A 21,509-nucleotide genomic window follows, 5' to 3' on the forward strand; every position below is an offset into this window, starting at 1 on the left:
AGGCTTTTTACTACACTAATTTAATGGCACGAATATTGACGATGACAATAGAAGTTTCATCGAAAGTTACTCGTCCTTTTTGTGGTTCAATCTTTTTAAGATATCCTTTGAGATGTTCGTAATAACCGGACTTGTCGTTGAAGTAATTCACATCCACTTTTAAAGGGTGTGTTTCTAAATAGTTTAATTGTTGTGTAATGCATTTTTCCTCAGCCGCTGTGGAATACTTTTTTCGAGTATAATCTTTAGTTTTATCTTTAATGAGACTACTGAAACCTTCTAAGGCTCCAAAAGGGGCGAATTGCGCAGCACGATCGATTTGTTCCATTGGTAAATGACGTTTAGAAGAAGTGTAGGGTAAGTCCATAATGTCTTGATATGCAGAGGTGTCATTAAATATTTGTTGTTCAATTAATTTCTTTTCGTCCATTATGCGTGATGACCACCAATCTGATTGTTTCTTTCAATCGTAGTTGAACCTTCTACTAAATCGGAAGCTTTCAAGACAATGTTGCGACTGCCAAATTTCCTTTGTAAATCGAGAATAGTTTCCTGAATTTTACGATCACGATTACGTTCAATTTGAGAATGTTGATCCTGGATAATTTCCTGTGATGTATTGGAAAATAAATCAGTCTGTTTAAAAGTTATTTGTTGCTGGGCTAATTTTTCGTCAGTTAAATTATTGGCGGTGAGGGTGACACGTCGAATTAACAATTTACTGTTGATATTGTCTTCATAAAGTTTTTTGAAAGTCTGTCGTAGCTCGTTAGATGAAGAGGTGAAGGCAGACATTTTAACGTGATTGTGATCCGGTTTAGGAGTTTTGCGACCATAGTAATCATCAACTAATTCGCCATTAAAGCTGTTGTCGATCTGCAAACTTTTAATATCGTAGTCAACGATTAGACCAATACAATTAGTTACTAACTTCTTTTGAACCAAATCGAGAGCTAGATTATCGCTCATGCCACGAACAATTTTTAAGCCATCATCATAAGAGGTTGGTTTCATTAGAACTTGACTGGAATAGAGTCCGTGATTGTCAGACCGATAGTTTTTAATATCGGCAAGTGTAGCCGTTTCATGCCCCCAAGCATGATCAATCAATAGTTCAGCGTTCTTTCCAAATTCATGATAGAGAATTTCTTCATTCATATCGTCGGACAAGCTTCCTAAAGAGCAGCAGGCAATATCTCCCATTGTGTTCAAGCCTAGTTTCTCTAGACGCTTAGAGTAGCCACGACCAATACGCCAAAAATCAGTTAGAGGTTGATGAGCCCAAAGTAATTGACGATATTGATGTTCATTCATTTGTGCAATCCGGACGCCATCTTGATCAGCAGGGATGTGTTTAGCAACGATATCCATCGCTACTTTAGCTAAATAGAGATTAGTTCCGATGCCGGCTGTAGCCGTGATACCAGTTTCAGCTTGAATCTGCTGGATAATAGTTTTGGCTAAAGTGTGAGCGGTAATATTATGTTTTTCTAAATAATCAGTAACGTCCATTAGAACTTCATCGATTGAGTAGACGTGAATATTTTTGGCCTCGATAAAACGTAAATAAATACCGTAAATTTCAGCACTTTTATACATGTAAAAGTTCATTCTCGGTTTAACTACTTTATAGCCAATTTTGAGGGTTGGTGATTTCAATAAGTGTTGGCGGTCGATGGAAGAATATCTGGTTAAACGGTGATGGGGAGCACTATTCATCTTTTCCCGGTTTAGCTTGTAGACGATTCTTTCAACTTGAAATAGTCTAGGACGTCCTGGTACACCAAACTTCTTGAGTGCTGGAGAGACTGCTAAGCAGATAGTTTTGTCAGTTCGTGAGTTGTCAGCAACGACTAGATTATCATTTAAAGGATTTAAATCATGTGCGATGCATTCGACCGAAGCATAGAAAGATTTCAAATCGATTGCCATATAAGTTCTTTCTTTAGTCATTGCTAAACTCCTTTTTAAAAATGTACAAACATACGTTCTTTTTAAAATTATACCATTACAATTTGTACGTTTAAATGATTAAGTCTATAATTGAAAGATAGATAATTATTTTCAGTAAATATCATATTTATACGCTGTAGAAATAAGACATTGCACTCTGTGTGGGTCTTATTTTTTATGGAATTTGTAGGGGAAAGAAGTAAGGATATGAGTAGGAATAGAAAAATTCTGGTTACGTTCGCATTAGTTTTGTCGAACATGATGGCTGGACTCGACGCAACTATTATTAATACCGCCTTGCCAGCAATTATTAGTGATTTGCATGGTATTCAATATATGGGCTGGATCGTTGCTATTTTCCTTTTGGGGATGGCCGTTTCGACACCGTTATGGAGTAAATTTGGTGAGAAACGTGGAAACAAAGTTGCTTACATCACAGCAACGATTGTCTTCATGATCGGAGCGCTATTCCAAGGATTAGCTCCTAATATTATTTGGTTCATTACCGCTAGAAGTATTATGGGAATTGGTGCCGGAGGGATGAACACGATTCCTTTCATTATCTATTCACAAATTTTTAAGAATATTAAACGTCGTTCGCAAGTTATCGGAATTGCCTCGGCTGGTTTCAGTGGAACATCAATTATTGGTCCTTTAATTGGTGGTTGGATCGTTGATACCTTCAGCTGGCATTGGGTGTTCTATATTAACTTACCTTTGGCATTGCTTTCTATCATCATTATCGCTTTCTTCTTTAAAATCAAAGAGAAGCTCAATCATGCTAAAGTTGATTATCATGGGGCCATCTTGATGGTTTTAGGATTATCTTCAATCTTAGTAGGTATTCAATTGTTAGGTGTTTCCTCAATCTTTGTCACACTAGGGTTTATCATCGTGGGACTACTATTGATATTGTGGATGTCACGAGTTGAGAATCGGGTTGACGATCCTATCGTACCTAATCGCTTGTTTAAAAATGAGAAACTAGTAATCGATTTGATTTTGTTTGCTTTATTGTGGGGATCGTTCGTAGCCTTCAATATCTATATTCCAATGTGGGCACAAGGAATTATGGGCTTGAGCGCTCTAATAGGTGGTATGACGCAGATTCCCGGAGCAATCGCTAACTTCATTGGTTCCGAGTTAGAACCTCTGATTCAGCGAAAAATTAGTCGTTATTCGATCATAGGTATCGGGGCAATTGCTTTCTTGATCTCGTTTGCTGGATTGTATTTTGCAAAACAAACTGCCAGTTATACTTTTCTATTGATCATGGGCGTTTTTGAAGGATTTGGTGTAGGTATTTGTTTCAATGCTTTATTGATTGCTGTTCAATTTGATGTTGAACCACGAGATGTACCAATCTCAACGTCATTTGCCTATTTAGTTAGAATCTTGAGCCAAACTTTCATGTCTTCAATCTATGGAGTTATTTTGAATATTGCTTTGATGCGTGGAGTTAGAGAAAGTCACGGTAGTATTACAATGGCAATGATGAACAAGTTGAGTAATGCTGCTGATGCCAAATACTTACCACAACATTTGATTCCTGAAATGAGACAAATCTTTTTTCAAGGAATTCACAGTATTATGCTAACAGCACTCATTTTGATTATCTTAGTTATCATTATTCTGTTGTATCTCTTCAGACGTGAACATTTGAATCGCAAGGCTTCATAAAATATGAAGTCTTTTTTTGTTATAATCACAGTAATCGCTTACAAATAAGAGGAGATAAAATGACAAATATAGAACGTATGCAACGAGGGAAAGTTTATAATCCAGATGAACCAGAGTTAATGCAGCAACAAATTATTGCTCAAGAAAAAAATGATGCTTACAATGCTTTAAAGAGAAGTGATTTCAAAGGTCGTACGCAGTTGTTAAAAGAGATGTTTGCGGAAATGGGGACAGATTGTATGATTGAAATTCCATTTTACGCTAATTGGGGTGGGCAACATGTTCACTTTGGCAATGGCGTTTATGCTAATTTCAATTTGACGTTAGTTGATGATGGGGATATTTTTGTGGGAGATAATACAATGTTTGGTCCTAATGCGACAATTGCAACGGCAGGGCATCCAGTTTATCCACCTTTACGATCAGAGAAGCATTATCAATTTAATAAATCTGTCTATATTGGTAAGAATGCTTGGTTAGGTGCAAATGTGACGGTCCTACCTGGTGTGACGATTGGTGATAATACCGTAGTTGGTGCAGGTAGTGTGGTCACGAAAGATTTGCCGGCCAATGTTGTAGCAGTGGGGACACCATGCAAAGTATTGAGGCCGATTGGGCAGCATGATCACGATTATTTTTATAAGAATGAAAAACTCGATATCTGGAGTTAAAGATATTTTTGTAATCTTTATAATTTTGTCATTGAAAAGATAGTGGTTATTAATTGTAGAATTTATTAAAGCTAACTAGAATTAAATTTGATTATTAGATATATTGTAATTATAAGCAGGAGGCAAATTTTGACCGTACATACTTTGTCAAAAGAAAAGATTGTTGCAGCGGCGGTTCAAATTATAAATAATCAAGAATCCTTAACTTTTACTAGGTTAAGTAAGCTGTTGGGAACACGTTCGCAGGCTATCTATAATTATTTTCCCGATGTAATGGCGATTAAGACCGCTGTAGCGATTGATTTTTATAATCAATTGTCACAAAGATTAGAAGTAGATCTTTTAGGATTGTCTGGCAAACAAGCAATAAAGACCTTTGCAAATGTCAGTGTTCAATTTTCTTTGAGTCATTTTTTAGTAGTTCAAAAAGTTTTAAGTATTCCTGCAAATGAGGATTATGATAAAACTTCAAATAATGGTCTACCTGCAGTTCTTAAAATATTAAATAAATTATTGGATTCTCTCATTGAGGACCAAAAATTACAACTAATAATTTCTAGAATGTTACGTAATTTAATTATTGGAGAAATTATTCACATAGGAAATGATCGATTTAATGATAAGCTTGTAGCGGCGCGTGATAGCTTTGATAAAATGTTGAACATAACGTTACTTTCACTTTAAAAGCACAGTAAATTATGCATGTAGTCTTACATATACAATGTATTTTTAGTGCTGTGCATTTTTTGATATTTTAATTATGTTAGAAAAAAATATCGTTGTGGAGGGAGTGCAAATGCGCAGCAAATTAAATTATGATATGTTACATCCAACGTATAAAGCTTTATACGACATAGTTGGAGAAGATAACTTATTGAAGATATATGAGCTATTTAGGGGGACGCAGTTACAATTGCCTATGAAAATGTACGATCGGGTCGCTTTAAAAGAAGCCATTCGTACAGGTAAGTTAGATGATATGACGAACCAAGAAATATCTTTAGAATTCGGTTATTCACCACGTTGGATCAAAGGTATTAGAGAAAAAAGAGCATAAAAAAATTCCACTAATTCAAAATAAATTAGTGGAATTTTTTATTGATTATAAATATTTTCTAATCCTTCGATGTCTCCTTTGGATAAGGTTGTGACACCTTGATCAATAGGGTACATGACTGAATTAGTATCTGAACTGTGGGCTAAACCTAGAGCATGTCCTAGTTCATGCAGAGCGACTGACTCTTTAATAGATAGATTGGGGTAATCTAGATTTAAACCGGCTTGACCAGTATTAATTGCATAGTGATTGATTACTAATGCTGATGGACCACCATTTCCTAATTCAACAGTATTAGAAGCAATATTTTCTATTTTCTTATGGTAAACAAAAAAGGTAATACTGTTTTTGTTAGTTTCAGCACTTCCTGGAATTAGTTGAACAATACCGGTGTCGTTATATGCGTTGACGGCGGTAGTGAAGACATCACGGACTGATTGAGGAACGTTCTTCTTGAAATGAAAGTAATATGTATCAGAAGTTGTCACATTTTTTAAAGGACTTTCCATAGGAGTAGTGGTTTTACCAACTTGTTTATTATCAGTAGTTTTAGTTTTTCCGCTTAATTTGCGGTTGACAGATGCTTGTAATGAATATAGGTAGGGTTGAAGCTTAATGTTAGTTTCACGTACTTGTTCTTTAACTTGTGTCATCAGTTTAGGATTCTTAGTAATTACTAATACGACTGAGGCTAAGATCAATAGCCATATCCATGATTTTCTTTTCATATTGAGTAAGTACTCCTTTAGAATCATTGAAATATCTCAATTATGATAAATGTTTCATGACTAAAAGTCCAATATTGGCTCTTCTAACCCGTCTTCCGTAAAAGTTGAAAATGCTGGTGGAACGCTGTGGGCACGGCTTGAAGCTAATTATTTCACACTCCGTGCAAAATAATGGATCTTCAAGTCCGGCCTCATTGTAACCGGCAAAGCCGCTAACAATGATCTCACAGCTGACCGCATTTTCAACTTTTACTCCAGACTAAATAGCGTTTCGACTATTTTATCCGAAATAAGTAATTTGATAATATTCTGTTTTTAAATTAAAGAGGTGTTCATATCAGCCGGATTTTGACGATTAGTATGAACACCTCTTTTAGTGATAATCTGGTGAAATAGTCTAGCCTGACAAGGCAAGATATATAACTATTTCGTTGATATACAAATCTAATTTAAATAGTAATCCTTTCTAGTATTAAAGAGTTACTTATTTTGTAAACTTTTCCGTTTAGGGCTGACCCAGGTTCCAGATCCGAAACCTAGAATAGTTTTCATAGCTGGAATGAAGGTCATAACGACGGTAATGGGATTAACCATCCAATAGAAAAGAATATATAGTGGTGCAAACAGAACGTATTTCATTTTTGCTGCATGGTGGTCGAGTAACAGTGCAGTAATGAGTTGTAATAGACCAGCTAATATTTCGAAACTGACAAAAATGAAAGAAATTGCAAAGGCATGGAAAATTCGTTCATAGTTTCCGTGGATGGCAAACCAAATCATTAAGAAGATAAACGCAAAGGAGGTTATAACGAAGAAGAATGACCAAATAATCGACAAGGTTGAATCTAAAAACATCGACATTTGATAACGTCTCTTAATAGGATGGAAAATAAATTTTTTCAAATTAGTTAACCAAACTTCTGTGCCGCCTTGAGCCCAACGTTTGCGTTGTTTGTAGAGATCACGGATTGTTTCTGGAACGTTCATATGGAAGACAATATTAGGGGCAAATCTTGGAACGGCACCAATAGTTTGATGATCCCAAGCAATACTGATATCTTCAGTAGCACGATTTTGACGGAAGCCACCGACATCGATTAGAAAGTCCTTCTTATATAGAGTATTGGCGCCACTGTAGGCGTACATGGAATCATTGATCGAACTTTGACTTCTTTTGATGACGCCGACAATACTGGAAAATTCAACTGTCTGTGATTTTCCCAAAAGAGATGACCGATTTTGAACGTCCATATTGGCAGTAACTGCAGAGGTGTTCATATCTTGTGCATGAATGAAAAAATTCATATATTTCATCAATGCATCTGGTTCAGGAATGGTGTCAGCGTCGTTACTTAAAATATATTCACCCTTAGCAAAGTGCATGCCGATATTGAAGGCGTGCGCTTTACCTTTGTTTTTGATGATATTGATTGTACGTAAACGAGGATACTTTTCCTGAAGACGTTGAATGATCTCTGCCGTTGTATCGGTGGAACCATCGTTCATAACTAAAACTTCGTAATTACTGTAATTCAAATTTTCAAAAAGGTAAGTAATGGTCTCTTCAATCATAACTTCTTCATTGTGAGCTGGAATCATGATAGTTATCATTGGTTGCTTATTAGGTGGAATAGCTTTCCAAGTGTTGTCTTCCTTATCTGTTTTGATAAAACGATAGGACATCGCTCCAAAGAACCATAAAAACGAACCAGTAATAGGATAGAGGCAAAGGATTAAAAGACAAATATTGAGAATCGTACCTAAAGTGGTTGATTCAAATAAATGATCGATGAATATGTTATGCATGCTGTTCTCCTAGTCTAAGTCATTGATATGATATTCATCATATAATTTGTGTATTTCATCAGTATCAAGGTTCTGTTCAGGTTGGACGTTGTATGTTCGGACATTTTCTCGAAATTCTTTATTGCCAAAACGTTTATCGATGAAAGTGTCAATCGTGTTTTCACGCTTTTTTTGATTGATAGGATTGAAAGTGGGCCATTGTTGAACAAGACGTTGACGTTTCCGATTTTGGATAATAGTCATACTGATGGAAAAGATACCTGACATAACGAAAGCAAAAAGGAGAATGATGCCAATGAATTTAATCTCTAAGATACCTTCATGATATGACCAAATATGGGGGACTCTGGGATTAAAACTGGCCCAAAAGGAGGTTATCGTTATAACGATTGGGATAATAACCGCTAACCAGCCGATTAAGCTCATTAGAGTTTGACGGATTTTTAATAACCAATGACCCTTTTCAAAGTATTCATCAGTATATAATTGTTGTTTATTTTCTTGTTTTTTCGACATCAGTCTTTACTCGCAATTTCTTAGGATTTTCAGGATGACCAAAGAGGTATCCTTGTCGAGTTTTAATTTTTAAAAATTTAGCCAGATCCTCATCAGCTTGATTTTCAATTCCCATTAAAATTAGTTCAATATTATTTTCTTTAGAAATCTTATTCCATGATTGTAAATTCAAATCTAACCAAGTATTAGGATCTTCTTTTCGAAAGTTACGCATGGAACATTTTATAGTATCAACGAAAGGCAACATCCATTCAATTTGACGAAGGCTTTTCATTTCAGAACCCACATTATCGATACTAAATTCCATACCGTATTTTTTTGCATCTTTAATACGACTCTCAAATAAGTAACGATTGATATATTTAGGACCATACGCAGAAGTATATTCAATAGAAAGTTGCATGGGATCAATTTTAGAAATGGCCCAACGAACAAAGTATTGAAAATCTGAACTAATAATCTGATTGTATTCAAGATTGATTGAAAGCCGAATTTTTTCAGTTGGTAAAGATTTAAAAGTGTCCTCTAAAAGAAAAACGATTCGTTGTAAAGGTAAGGAATCTAATTGTTTAGGAAGAGTCCATGATCCGTCAGAATTTTGTTGACGTAAAAGACACTCATAACCGATGGTCCTTTCATTATGATCGACTTGTTTTTGAATAAAATATCTTAAATTGAAGTCCTTATTTTCTAAATAATTGTTGTTCGTCTTTCTAGATCTCCAATAGTAAATGACAATTATGATAATAAAAATGATTAGGGTTATTAACGTAAAACGTAATAGAATCATTTCTAAAAAGGCTAAATCCATTCTAGTGCTCCTTATTCCTGTATTTAGGACATAAACTATGCAATTATACCTCGTGGAATAGGCCTTTTATATGTAAAATGACATACATAAATTACTCTAATCATGCGTAGTGAAACCCAAGGGACGTGTGGATTTAATATTTACGATTATTAAATCGAAATTATGATATACAGTGTGACATGGATAATATTATTGTTTTTTATCTGCTGGATGTACCAATAAGAAATAAATGTCGATATGATTCAATCTGACAAGTAAAGATGTAAATTGACCAATGGAATATAGAATTAGAATCTTAAATATATATTCGATATTAACTTTGAAATTTATTCGCATAAATATTGACTATTGAATTATCGCTTTATATAATGTAAGCGTACTCAAATAATGGAATTATTTTTCAGAAGGACTGAATGTTATGAATAATCAAACATTAGTTTCATTAGCAGCTCCTGTTGACGGAAGATTGATAAAGCTCTCTCAAGTAAAGGATCCTGTCTTTTCTCAAGGATTGATGGGACAGGGATTCGCTATTGAACCGGTAAATGGTAATATTGTTTCGCCAGTTACTGGAACAGTTACGCTTGTTTCTGAAACTAAACATGCTTTCGGTATTAAGACCCAAGATGGTGTAGACGTTTTAATTCATTTGGGAATTGATACTGTAGAGCTAAAGGGTGAACCATTCTCTGTTTTAATTAGTCAGGGCGACCAGATCGAGGCTGGGCAAGCTGTTGTTAAAATGGATTTGAAGATGATTGAAGATGCTGGTAAACAAAAAACAGTTATTTTAGCAATCACTAATAGTAATGATATTTTAAAGCAATTGATGACCAGCAAATTCGATCAAGATGTCAAATCTGGTACAACAGTAGCTGTTGCTTCTATTGAGGCAGTTGCTACAAAGAAAAAAATTAAAATTGGTAATGGTAAATATGATCAACTTGCAGCTGATATTGTGGAAAATGTTGGTGGAACGGAAAATATTAATAGTTTAATCCACTGTATAACTAGACTACGTTTTTATTTGAAGGATGATACTAAAGCAAATGATCAAAAGATTGAGAATATGGATGGTGTCATCAGTGTAGCTAAGGCTGGTGGTCAATATCAGGTTGTTATCGGACAAGCCGTTACAGATGTCTATGACGCCGTTATAGCACAGATTGGATCAGAATATGCTAATAATTCAGCAACTGCGGAAGCTGTAGCCCAAACGACTAAAGAAGCCAACCAGCCTAAAGATTTGTGGTCAAATGTTAAAAGTGGGATCAGTAATTTCATTGGCGTCTTAACAGCATCAATGATTCCCATTATTGGAATCCTAGCAGGTTCTGGTATTCTAAAAGGAATTCTGGCAGCATTAACAGGATTCAAAGTGCTATCTACGACTAGTGGTACTTATGTTATTTTGAATGCAGTTGGCGATGCAACTTTTTATTTTTTGCCAGTTGTTTTAGGATTTACAGCAGCTAAAAAGTTAGGTTCAGATCCAATTGTCCTAGCCATTGTCGGTGGAATTATAATTTATCCTAGTCTTGTCACTATGGCGGGAAAGGCCAGTACAGCCAGCACAACATTCTTAGGAATTCCAACAACCTTAGTTTCTTACACTTCATCGGTTTTCCCAATTATCGTGGCTGCTTGGTTAGGTAAGTATGTAGAAAAATTTTTGAAGAAAATCATTCCACTTTATCTTAGAAGTGTCTTTGTTCCAATCATTGAAGCTTTAATTTTAAGTTTAGTAATTATCATTGGTGTCGGACCAATTATCACTGTTTTGAGCAAAGGTCTCTCAAATGGACTAGTGGCTATTTACAGTTTCAGTCCTACACTTTCAGGATTGGTTTTGGGTGGTGTCTATCAAACAATGGTTATCTTTGGACTTCATTGGGGGCTTATTCCTATTATCATCAACGATATTGCTACAAATGGTCACAGTTACATCAATGCCATCGTTTCAATTACAATGGTTGCTCAAGGGGGAGCTGTTCTAGCTGTCTTCTTGAAGACTAAGGATAAGAAACTCAAGGAAGTTTCCTTGGCTGCTGCGATATCAGCATTTTGTGGTGTAACTGAACCGGCTCTATATGGTGTCAATTTGAAATATAAACGAATCTTTGTAGTTGCAAGTATCGCCAGTGCCTTAGGTGGCGCTTTGACTGGATTCTTGAAAGTTAATAACTATGCCTTATCGGGCTCCTTAATCGGATTCCCGGCCTTTATCACACCAGGTGTTGGTATCGGTAGTAATTTTTATGGATATTTGATTTCGCATTATGGTACGCTTGTAATCTCAGTCGTATTAGTTTATCTATTTGGTTTTACCGACAAAATGTTGGCAAAGAAAGCCGATCCGATGAATTTGAATGTAAAAATGGCTTAATAAGTTAAGGAAGAACGTGAAGATATGGAGACGAAACAATACAATCTCACTATCTCTGATCACGATTTTAAGGTTAAAGGATATTGGCTTGATCAAGTTGATGACTTTGGACAAGACGTTGATTATCCGATAGTGATTATTTGCCCAGGTGGTGGTTTTACCTTTCATTCTCAAAGAGAGGAAGAACCAATAGCTCTAAGATTTAATTCGTATGGTATGCATGCGGTAGTTTTGGAATATCAATTAATTGGTAATGAACCAGTTTATCCAATGGCCTTAGAAGAAATGTCTAAGACTATTGAATGGATTACTGAGCAGGCGGAAGCACGTCACATTGATAAAGACAAAATAATTTTAGCTGGATTTTCAGCAGGAGGGAACATTGTAGCAACTTATAACGGCGTTGCAACAAATCCTAAATTGCGTCAAAAGTATCATTTGGATCAGTATCAAGGGCAGCATGCGGCCATTATTTTAGGCTATCCAGTCATCGATATGACCGTCAAGGGAAGCTTTCCAGATGATGATAAAGTACTTAATCAAATTACAGCAGATAAGAATCTGTGGAAAGCTCAAGAACTGGTGAGTTCACAATCGAAGCCGGCGTTTGTTTGGCAGACGCAGACTGATGAATTAGTAAAAGTTGTCAATACAATTAAGTATGTCGATCGATTGAATGATTTGAACGTTCCAGTCGAGTATCATCTTTTTGGTTCAGGAATTCATGGATTGGCGTTTGGAACCTATGTAACTCAGAAACCAGGCAAAAAGAAGTATTTAAATTCTTGGACAGCTAAATGGATTGAATTAGCCTTTAACTGGCTTCAGATGATGAAATTTCTTGGATAATAAAAAAGATCACTTCAAATGAGGTGATCTTTTTGAATCTACTAAGAAATTATTGCCGCTAATGCAGCACCGGTCCGAGAGTTCTTGTCGTTTAAGCTATCTTTTGGATGGCCTTCAAAACAAACTTGACCGCCGAATTTACCAGCATCAGGTCCCATATCAACTAACCAATCGGCTCGTGAAATTAATTTTAGATTATGTTCAATCAGAATTAATGTATTTCCCTTATCAACCAATCCTTCAAATAAATCAATCAATTGTTGAGTATCTTGTAAATGCAATCCGGTTGTTGGTTCATCTAAGAAATAGATTCGACCGGTATGATTCAATTCCATTGCTAATTTAACACGTTGCACTTCACCACCAGATAAAGTGGTCATCGACTGGCTAAGATTCAAATAACCAAGTCCAACTTGGTGGAGTAGACTAACCTTTTTGTAGATATCTGGCACATCTTTGAAAAACTCTAAGGTATCGTTGATAGAAAGATTTAGAACCTCAGAAATATCTTTGCCATGATAAGTGTATTGCAGTGCTTCTTGACTATAACGTTTCCCATGACACAACTCGCATTCTTGAACGATTGGATCCATGAATGCCATCTCGGTGATCATCACACCTTTACCTTTGCAACGGGGACAAGCACCTTTACCGTTATAACTAAATAGTTGTGTTGAAACGCCATTGTTGGCTTTACTGAAAAGCTTTCGTAGAGGATTTAAAATGTTCAAGTAAGTTGCAGGTGTAGAACGAATATTCAAACCTACAGAATCCTGACTCAAATCAATATAGTCTTGATCAGAAACTTGTTGTTTGAAAGCTTGGACTAAAGTACTTTTTCCAGAACCTGCTGGTCCAGATATCACGGTCATTACACCTTGAGGGATTCTGGCAGATACGTCTTTTAAATTATGAGAAGTTACATGATTAACATTTAGCCAAGATTGAGGTTCACGAGGCTTTGGGAAAGTGATTTTTTCTCGCAACATTTTACCCGTAATCGTATCTGACTGTAATAGTTCGTCGTAGGTACCAGTGAAAGTTACTTGACCACCATTTTTGCCGGCTTGTGGTCCCATTTCCACGACATAATCTGCTGTCGAAATAATGGCAGGGTTGTGATCAACTAGGATAATGGTATTGCCATGTTCCTTGAGCTTTTTTAAGGATTGGGTAATTAATTTAATATCGTGAGGATGGAGTCCTACACTTGGTTCATCGAGTACGTAAACTAAATCGGATAGGGAACTCGTCAAATATTTGGCAATTTTAATTCGTTGAGCTTCTCCACCAGATAGAGTATCAGTTCCACGGCCAAGGGAAAGATAACCTAAACCGATGTCGACCAAAGCTTGAATTTTACTATGTAGTTCACGCACCATTGTTTTAGCCTTGGGGTCCGGGATATTATCCAAAAATTTTAGGACACTTACTAAATCCATATCGCTGACTTCTGCAATATTTTTGCCGGCAATTTTACCAGTTAGAGCCTTTTTGTTCAGACGTGTTCCATGGCATACTGGGCAAGGTTTTCGAGTGACAATCTTTGATAAAGCAGCTTCGTGATGACGACCTGAGGCACTATGAATAACAGAGCGAAGCATACGTGGAACCAGTCCTTCATATAACGCCGTACGGCCCCAATTTGCTGGTGGATTTTTCAATTTTTGTTGCGGAGCGTGCATAAATAAATCGTATTCTTCATCGGTATAGTCTTTGATCTTCTTATCTAAATCAAATAGGCCACTGTTACCATATTCCTTCCAACGCCAAGTTCCAGGTTGAAAGCCGGCAAAAGTCATTGCACCCTCGTTGAGTGACTTATTAGGATCAATTAATTGACGTTCATCTACGTCGTCAACAAATCCTAATCCCTGGCATTTTGGACACATTCCCTGAGGTAGGTTAAAGGAAAACCATTCAGAATACCCAACCCAAGGCTGTCCAATTCGAGAAAACATCAAACGTAAGACGGAATAGATGCCGGTGTAGGTTGCCAGAGTAGATCGAGAATTACGACCAATAGGCTTCTGTTCAACCACAATTGCCACTGGTAAGTTGTCGATTCGGTTCACTTCAGGTTGACCGTATTTAGGCAAATATTGTTGGGTGAAACTAGGAAAAGTTTCATTCAATTCACGTCGGGAAACAGCGGCTAATGTATCAAAAACTAAAGAGGATTTACCAGATCCAGAAAGGCCAGCAAAAACGGTCGTTCGATGTTTAGGAATATCTAAACTGACATCCTTTAAATTGTTTTCTTGAGCCCCATGGATAGAGATAGTTCCATCTGCAAATAAATCAGTCATAAAAACCTCCAACAGTGAATTTAATAATTCTATTATATAAAAATAGTCCATAAAATATTCAATAGACGATTTTAACTAAGAAAACTTCAACAAAAATAATCAGGCATCAATGTATTGGCTGTATACATTAATGCCTGATTATTTATATATATATTAATGGATTTGGTAGTCGCAGATGGTATTAATCTACTTAGTAACTTTTTGAATTTTTAGAATAAAGGGGTATTTATTCTTATGGTTGTCTGCAACTATCGGAAGTCATATTTCAACAATCATCCGCCTACAATGATTATTCCACTGAATCATTAGTAACTAGGGCTTGTCATGACCTCTTCCTTAGTACATTTATATACTACGATGTGGGATTGGTCCCAGGTCAAGCACAAATTTAAAAGAATTAGTTAGCATCGACCCAATGGGGATTTTGATTTTCATAAGACAAACGATCAGAATTTAATTCGTTATATAAGTAAATAAAGGCATTATGTGCTTGATTTCTAAAACAGAGGTCAATGGTAGGCATGTTCATCATATGGGCAATTTCACTGTTGTCACTTCCGACTACCAGGCAGTCATCGGGGACTTTTTTTCCATTTTTCCGCAAAGTAGAAATAAACTCTGCGGCCACAAAATCGGCATAAAAAATAACAGCAGAAGGTTTATTTTTAGCAGCTAACCATTTTTGAGCGGCATCTTCACCAGTCCCTGTTTGAGTATGGTAGAACAGTTGAAAGTCTTGATTACTGTCGGGGTAAGAAGCTTTGAAATCATCAATAGCTCTTGTCCGAGCCCTTGTATTAGCATTTCTCAAGCTAGATAAGACGTGTCCGATATTCTTATGACCGTTATCGTAAAGGTGGTTCATTACGTGATAATAGATAGGATAGTGATCGATAAAATTAGAATAAATATTAGGACGATTGACTCGATGCCAAGTCGATATAGGACCAAATTTTGCATAGGAGCTAATAGTATCCCATGAATTGATTCTAGTGAGAATGAAAACAGCATCTAAAGCGTGAGTTGTCAGTAACCTAAGAGTTTTTAATTCGTTATCTGCTGTTTGGGTGAAATAAACATTGACACTATAACCATGTTCAGCAGCAATTTTGGTAAATGAATTAAGAAAATCTCCAACTAAAGGGAAATACTCTTTAGTAAGAAATCCAATCGTATTTGTTCGTTTTTTACGTAAATTCTTGGCAACTTGATTAGGGATGTAATTCATTTCATGCATTGCATCAAGAATGATTTTGCGTTTAGTTTCACTTACGTAACCGTTGCCGCTCACGACTCGAGAAATAGTCGATTTGGAGATCCCGGTCTTTTTTGCTAGGTCATAAATAGTAGTCATTAAGTGTCACCTTTCTGTACCTATAAATATATACTAATCGTTTTCCGGACATTCTGAAGTTAATTCTACCCTGGAAACGTTTACTACGCTAGATTGGTTGTTTTATTATTTAGCGTTGTTATACTGAATTGTGTTAACCATAAGGAAGGTGAGTATTTATCGTTAGTTGACAGCAGTAATATTTCGGCTATTCGCGAGGGTAGCGTAGCAATGAATTCATAGGAAATCAAAGCGAAGGGAAATATTACTAATGAAGTCTAAAAGGGTTCTCGGATCCATGTTTTTAACCATTGCTTCAATTATTTGGGGAGCAATGTTTGTAGTTGTAAAAATTATTGTGAATGAGGTACATCCAATTCAACTAGTTTGGTTGGAGTATCTAATCGCATTAGTATTCTTAATTGGATTTTCAATAATGAAAAAAGAGAAATGGCACATCAATTGGTCAGATTTAAAATTAATTTTTTGGATTGGAATCATTGGAAATACCATTTCGTTAGTTGCTCAAGAAATGGGTACAGGTTTATCAAATGCCCAAACAGGTTCGGTTATCACCTCAACTATTCCTGCATTTATGATCATCTTTGGATGGTTGATTCTCAAAGAAAAATTGGATAAAGTTAAGGTTCTTTCCGTAGTGATTGCTATTCTTGGAGTAGTAATGATTGTTGGATTGAAGATGTCAGGAACTAATGTTATTTTAGGAGTTTTGCTCCTAGTTCTTGATTCAATCGCTTGGGCCTTGATGTCAGTCTTAGTTAAAAAAGTTAAAACTTACAGTTCTTTACAAATTACTATTATGTCAACCGTAGTAGCAGTCGTTGCTCTGACACCATTTATTTTGAGTGATATGTCATCACTTACAAGTATTAACTTTGCTGATCCAACAATTATTCTTAGTTTACTTTACATTGGTGCGGTTTCAACAGCTGTAGCTTATGTAATGTGGAATCGTGGCCTCCAAATCGTCAGTGCCGGTTCATCTGGTTTGTTCTACTTGATTCAACCAATTGTAGGTTCATTTTTAGGTTGGTTGTTGCTCGGTGAACAGATTTCAGTTGGCTTTATCATTGGTTCAGCCATGATTTTAGCCAGTGTTTGGATCTCAGTTAAGTTCGATGGCTCATCCTCGAACGAGACTCGTTTAGAGAGAACACGACCTGCAAAATTGAACGCAAAATTAAAATTGAATAATAATTAATAAGGTAAATCCAAAATGGATTTACCTTTTTTTAGTGATATAATATTTGAATTGCAAAAAAGAAGGTGTAAAAATGATTTATTCACCATTAAATGAATGTGATGTTCCAGCTATCCGTTAATCAACGGATAGTTCCGTTGGTTAATTTCGAGTGAAATTAAATAGCGGAAGGAAATATTATGAATTCAAAAAAGATTTTAGGATCAATATTGCCTGCATCTGGGGTGGAATGTTTGTTGTGGTAAAGGATGTAGTTAGTGTTGTTCATCCATTACAGTTAGTTTGGTTGAGGTATTTAGTAGCGATAATATTTTTAATATTATTTTCTATTTTAAAAAGAGAAAAATGGAGTATTCACAAAAGAGATATAGGGCTAATCGTCATAATTGGTTTGATTGGAAATACTATCTCAATAGTTGCCCAAGAAACTGGTACCTGGTTATCCAGTGCTCAAACCGGAGCAGTAATTACTTCAGCCACACCATCATTTATGGTGATTTTTGCTTGGCTGATTTTTAAGGAAAAAATAACGCGGGTTAAAATCATATCTTTAGTGATGGCAACGATTGGTGTGGTCATGATTGTTGGAATTCATTTGGAAGGTAATAATATTTTACTAGGAGTATTATCATTGATTATTGCAGCCTTAACGTGGGCATTAATGTCAGTCTTGATACAAAAAGTTAATCATTACAGTTCATTGCAAATTACAATCATGTCAACAATCGTCGCAGTTATTTCTTTAACTCCAGTAGTCTTTATGAATACAGCAAGTCTAGTAAATATTGATTTCTTAGAACCTAAAATAATTCTCAGTTTATTATATTTAGGAGTTATTTCGACAGCATTGGCTTTTGTTATGTGGAATAGAGGATTAACTTTAGTTAATTCAAGTTCTTCAGGACTGTTTTTCTTATTGCAGCCAATTGTCGGAACTCTGTTAGGTTGGTTATTTTTGAAAGAATCAGTTTCATTAGGATTCTTCCTTGGAACAATACTGATTGTTGGCAGTGTCTGGATTTCAGTTAAATTTGAGAGTAATTAATAATTAGAAGGGTAAATCCAAAATGGATTTGCCTTTTTTTATGCGTAATTTTAAATATACAGCAATAACAATGATGATTAAACTCATGCTATACTTTTGTTAATGTTGAGTATTGGTGGTAGTGCAAAAATGACAGCAGATGTCCTTTTAAACAAGATATTTACAGTTAATTCTTTAAGAAAAGCTGTAAATAATAAAAATGGTGATTTATATAAAGAAACTATTAATTCATTAAGTATAAATAATGGTGAAATTAAAACAAATTTAGATGCTATTAAGAATATGTACAAGTATATGTATAAGTCTCATAGAAATGAATATTTTTATAAAAATACATTAATAAATAAGATATTGCTTGGTAGACATAGTGTGAGAACTTCAACAGCTATAAGAGAATTACCAATATCTAATAATATATTAGATTTATTGATAATAAATGGTATTGGACAGGTGTATGAAATAAAGACCGGACTTGATAATCTAAATCGATTGAAAGATCAACTTAATGCTTACTATATGGCATTTTCTTATTGTAATGTTGTTACTGATTTAAGTCATCTGGATGATTTGAAGGAGTTACTTAGTGATACGCCAACGGGAATAATACTTTTGACTAATCGTGGTACACTCCATGTTGAGAAGTCACCAAGTGAATACAATGATAAGCTGAATAGCCGGGAAATATTTAGGATACTTCGAAAAGGTGAATTTGAGAATATTATAAAGAAGAACTTTGGTTATTTACCAAAAGTCGGTCAGTCAAAATATTATCAAGAGTGTTTTAAACTCTTTAAGACTATTGAAGTAAAAAAAACTCAGAAATTTATGTTAGATGAGTTAAAAAAGAGAAGTTCAATTAACCAAGAAAATTATAGTTACTTCAAAGACATTCCTAAGGAACTTAAAGCCCTGGTGTATTTTTCAGACTATAAAATCAAGGAATATAATGTGTTGCAAGAATTCCTGAATACTAAATATTGAGAGGAAGCGTGTATTATGTATTTTCCTATACTGAGGGGTAAACAAAATGAATTGTTGGCTTTAAGGGAACTCTTGAATGACGACGTTTTAAGCAAGAAAATATTGCCAATCATAGAGCCGGTAAGTCCTTCATCTACGTTTAGGATATTATTGGAGTCCTTTTATAACAATAATAGAAAAATTGCCGTTATCCAAAATTCGTCAGTCGCTGATTACGAAGGATTCAAGGATGCTGATATAAGTGAAATAAAGTCAAAGGATAATTTCATTCCGGCTTTAGTATTGGAGGGTTCAGATAATGAATCTCTTTCTGATTATTCCAATGTTAATAAAATGGCTATCGTAGGTGAAAAATCAGACTTTAATGATTCATCGTTGATTGATGATAATACGTATTTAGTGATTGAACCAAATAATAGATCGGCTGTTAGAAAATTGAGAAACAGTACAGACCTTTTAGTGGAAATGCATGATCAGTTCAATAAGCAGGATAGGAATGTAGATTATTTATCCAAGACTGATGAATTATTCTCAACAGAGCATTTGTACTATAAAGAAGATGGATATTATGGTTTTAGTGATTATTCAATAATTGGAAGTGATTACAGTAGCGCTGGTTTTGCAGCCAAGGCGGTAGCAATTCACTTAGTGTATTTTGATGAGAATGATGAATTACGTGTTCATCACTTTGTTTCAGATTCTAATGATAATATACAAAATCCAGCGTTAAAAGCTCATGAAGCTCTGGAAAAATTGATTAAGTTTGTTTCTAATCCTAGTTTTGATAAAACAAAGAATGATTCTGAAGCTCTAAGGGAGTTTGAAGAATTGTATAAAATCGATAAGTATTCAGGCTTGGGATATATAAAGAAATTATCTATAAAACATCATTTTGAAATCATGGGAAGGTATTTGGATAAAGATTAATGAAATGTTGCGAAAACTGTTTTAAAGATGTTGATATAAAAGAGCGTATTAAAGCCATAAATGAAAAAGGCCAGTGTGATTTTTGTCAATCAAACGATGTCTACGTTCTTGATATTGATAAAGCGTTAAAAAACAATGACTATTCGAAAAACATAATTGCAGATTTTAATGATTTATTAGATCTTTACACAGTATATGATCGAAAACAGAATGATTATCAAAGGTATTCCGATGATGCTAGAAAGTTGAGTGAACAACTATTTTTTAATACCAATATTTTCAATTTAGAAGTAAATAAAATATCTAAATTATTAAAGGCTTTGCTAGCTGAATATTATGACAAAAACAATGAGTTATTTGAAGGTCTTGTAATACCGGAATATTTATTGGATGATAAGTTGAAAAAGAATAACGGTATCTTTGGTGGAAAAGGATGGAAGGCCTTTGAAAATAGAATTAAATATATTAATAGGTTCCATTCTAATATGGCAAACAAAAAGATATTAGAAGCATTTTTTAATAATTTAATTGTAAATATTGGAAAAGGTAAACGATTTTATAGAGCAAGAATTAGTGACAGTGGCAAGCCGATTTCTAATGAGAATATGGGAGCCGCACCGTCAGGATTGTCGACCCCAGGAAGACTGAATGCTTCTGGAATAGGATACCTTTATTTATGTCAAGATTATAAGGTGGCACTGGGTGAAATAAAGGCTTCTTTAAATGATATTTGCACAGTTGTCTTGTTTGAAACCTTGGAGGAATTAAAATTAGTAGATTTGTCTCAAATTTCTGTGTTAAGTATATTTTCTTTTGAGGATAAAATTACTTATTTAATGAATTTCGATATTTTAAAACAAATTGATATTGTTATGAGGGAAATCAGTAATAAAAATAGATCTGAAATCGCTTATGTACCAACGGAGTACATGAGTGATTTGATCAAAGATATGGATAATGTTGATGGGATTATATATGAAAGTACGATTAACAATGATACGAAAGATTTAGTTTTGTTTGATGATAGAAAGGTTCATTTGCTAGAAGATGAAACTGTAAAATTACGTAATAGAAGGAATTAATTATACGCAATTGCATAAATTAGAGGGGTAAATCCAAAATGGATTTGCTTTTTTTATTTTTTCAGTTTCAACAGAGTCTGAAAATGCTATAATTTTTTACAAAAATAAGATTTCAAAAGAATTTATTTAATTATAAATTTCGTTCCGGAGAGA

The 21,509-nt window shown here is 34.9% G+C and carries 19 protein-coding genes; 11 read left to right on the plus strand and 8 right to left on the minus strand.

Annotated features, from left to right (window positions below; genetic code table 11):
* Window positions 1-10: 10 nt before the first annotated feature.
* Together LKACC16343_RS10315 and LKACC16343_RS10320 are read right to left on the minus strand one after the other, a co-directional pair.
* The gene (locus LKACC16343_RS10315) at window positions 11-430 is read right to left on the minus strand and encodes a hypothetical protein (RefSeq protein WP_056953435.1); all 420 of its coding nucleotides are present in this window, start codon (window positions 428-430) and stop codon (window positions 11-13) included.
* Window positions 430-1,953 (minus strand): Y-family DNA polymerase, encoded by a 1,524-nt coding sequence (locus LKACC16343_RS10320; protein ID WP_056953437.1) that lies wholly within the window; start codon window positions 1,951-1,953, stop codon window positions 430-432. Before LKACC16343_RS10320 ends, LKACC16343_RS10315 begins: the two co-directional genes overlap by 1 nt.
* Window positions 1,954-2,160: 207 nt before the next feature.
* Here LKACC16343_RS10320 and LKACC16343_RS10325 point away from each other — a divergent pair, with 207 nt between their 5' ends.
* The 4 genes from LKACC16343_RS10325 to LKACC16343_RS10340 all read left to right on the plus strand — a co-directional run bounded on the left by LKACC16343_RS10325 (window position 2,161) and on the right by LKACC16343_RS10340 (window position 5,361).
* Entirely contained in the window at window positions 2,161-3,633 is a 1,473-nt protein-coding gene (locus tag LKACC16343_RS10325; protein WP_056953439.1) for an MFS transporter, read from the plus strand.
* A gap of 59 nt (window positions 3,634-3,692) precedes the next feature.
* Window positions 3,693-4,304, plus strand: a complete 612-nt coding sequence (locus tag LKACC16343_RS10330) for a sugar O-acetyltransferase (RefSeq protein ID WP_056953442.1) — start codon at window positions 3,693-3,695, stop codon at window positions 4,302-4,304.
* Window positions 4,305-4,433: 129 nt separating this feature from the next.
* Window positions 4,434-4,988: a TetR/AcrR family transcriptional regulator gene (locus tag LKACC16343_RS10335; protein WP_056953444.1), complete on the plus strand. Its 555-nt coding sequence runs from the start codon at window positions 4,434-4,436 to the stop codon at window positions 4,986-4,988.
* A 112-nt stretch (window positions 4,989-5,100) separates the two neighbouring features.
* On the plus strand, window positions 5,101-5,361 hold the full coding sequence (locus LKACC16343_RS10340; protein WP_056953446.1) for a hypothetical protein: 261 nt from the start codon (window positions 5,101-5,103) through the stop codon (window positions 5,359-5,361).
* Between the two features lie 38 nt (window positions 5,362-5,399).
* Here LKACC16343_RS10340 and LKACC16343_RS10345 read toward each other — a convergent pair whose 3' ends face one another.
* The 4 genes from LKACC16343_RS10345 to LKACC16343_RS10360 all read right to left on the minus strand — a co-directional run bounded on the left by LKACC16343_RS10345 (window position 5,400) and on the right by LKACC16343_RS10360 (window position 9,222).
* Window positions 5,400-6,089, minus strand: a complete 690-nt coding sequence (locus tag LKACC16343_RS10345; protein WP_056953448.1) for a M57 family metalloprotease — start codon at window positions 6,087-6,089, stop codon at window positions 5,400-5,402.
* A gap of 480 nt (window positions 6,090-6,569) precedes the next feature.
* Window positions 6,570-7,895 carry a glycosyltransferase family 2 protein gene (locus LKACC16343_RS10350; RefSeq protein ID WP_056953450.1) on the minus strand — a complete coding sequence of 442 codons (1,326 nt, stop codon included), beginning with the start codon at window positions 7,893-7,895 and terminating at the stop codon, window positions 6,570-6,572.
* A gap of 9 nt (window positions 7,896-7,904) precedes the next feature.
* Entirely contained in the window at window positions 7,905-8,411 is a 507-nt protein-coding gene (locus LKACC16343_RS10355) for a hypothetical protein (RefSeq protein WP_056953451.1), read from the minus strand.
* Window positions 8,389-9,222: an EAL domain-containing protein gene (locus LKACC16343_RS10360; protein WP_056953454.1), complete on the minus strand. Its 834-nt coding sequence runs from the start codon at window positions 9,220-9,222 to the stop codon at window positions 8,389-8,391. Before LKACC16343_RS10360 ends, LKACC16343_RS10355 begins: the two co-directional genes overlap by 23 nt.
* A 418-nt stretch (window positions 9,223-9,640) precedes the next feature.
* Here LKACC16343_RS10360 and LKACC16343_RS10365 point away from each other — a divergent pair, with 418 nt between their 5' ends.
* A complete protein-coding gene (locus LKACC16343_RS10365; RefSeq protein WP_056953456.1) occupies window positions 9,641-11,608 on the plus strand; it encodes a PTS sugar transporter subunit IIABC in 1,968 nt (655 codons plus the stop codon).
* Window positions 11,609-11,632: 24 nt separating this feature from the next.
* Entirely contained in the window at window positions 11,633-12,457 is an 825-nt protein-coding gene (locus tag LKACC16343_RS10370) for an alpha/beta hydrolase (protein WP_056953458.1), read from the plus strand.
* A 41-nt stretch (window positions 12,458-12,498) separates the two neighbouring features.
* Here the strand turns inward: LKACC16343_RS10370 and LKACC16343_RS10375 are convergent, their stop codons facing one another.
* Complete coding sequence (locus tag LKACC16343_RS10375; protein ID WP_056953460.1) at window positions 12,499-14,766, minus strand: ATP-binding cassette domain-containing protein; 2,268 nt, start codon at window positions 14,764-14,766, stop codon at window positions 12,499-12,501.
* A 397-nt stretch (window positions 14,767-15,163) separates the two neighbouring features.
* Window positions 15,164-16,120 carry a LacI family DNA-binding transcriptional regulator gene (locus tag LKACC16343_RS10380; protein WP_056953461.1) on the minus strand — a complete coding sequence of 319 codons (957 nt, stop codon included), beginning with the start codon at window positions 16,118-16,120 and terminating at the stop codon, window positions 15,164-15,166.
* A gap of 250 nt (window positions 16,121-16,370) precedes the next feature.
* Between LKACC16343_RS10380 and LKACC16343_RS10385 the strand changes: the two genes are divergently transcribed.
* The 5 genes from LKACC16343_RS10385 (at window position 16,371) to LKACC16343_RS10405 (ending at window position 21,356) form a co-directional block, all read left to right on the plus strand.
* Window positions 16,371-17,321 (plus strand): DMT family transporter, encoded by a 951-nt coding sequence (locus tag LKACC16343_RS10385; RefSeq protein WP_056953463.1) that lies wholly within the window; start codon window positions 16,371-16,373, stop codon window positions 17,319-17,321.
* Window positions 17,322-17,550: 229 nt separating this feature from the next.
* On the plus strand, window positions 17,551-18,366 hold the full coding sequence (locus tag LKACC16343_RS10390) for a DMT family transporter (RefSeq protein WP_056953465.1): 816 nt from the start codon (window positions 17,551-17,553) through the stop codon (window positions 18,364-18,366).
* Window positions 18,367-18,495: 129 nt separating this feature from the next.
* Window positions 18,496-19,347 (plus strand): sce7726 family protein, encoded by an 852-nt coding sequence (locus tag LKACC16343_RS10395; protein ID WP_056953467.1) that lies wholly within the window; start codon window positions 18,496-18,498, stop codon window positions 19,345-19,347.
* Between the two features lie 15 nt (window positions 19,348-19,362).
* A complete protein-coding gene (locus tag LKACC16343_RS10400) occupies window positions 19,363-20,274 on the plus strand; it encodes a sce7725 family protein (protein WP_056953469.1) in 912 nt (303 codons plus the stop codon).
* Complete coding sequence (locus LKACC16343_RS10405; protein WP_056953471.1) at window positions 20,274-21,356, plus strand: RES family NAD+ phosphorylase; 1,083 nt, start codon at window positions 20,274-20,276, stop codon at window positions 21,354-21,356. The genes LKACC16343_RS10400 and LKACC16343_RS10405 overlap by 1 nt, the downstream gene beginning before the upstream one ends.
* The last annotated feature ends 153 nt before the right edge of the window (window positions 21,357-21,509 follow it).

The sequence above is a fragment of the Companilactobacillus bobalius genome (assembly GCF_002179915.1).
Taxonomy (GTDB): domain Bacteria; phylum Bacillota; class Bacilli; order Lactobacillales; family Lactobacillaceae; genus Companilactobacillus; species Companilactobacillus bobalius.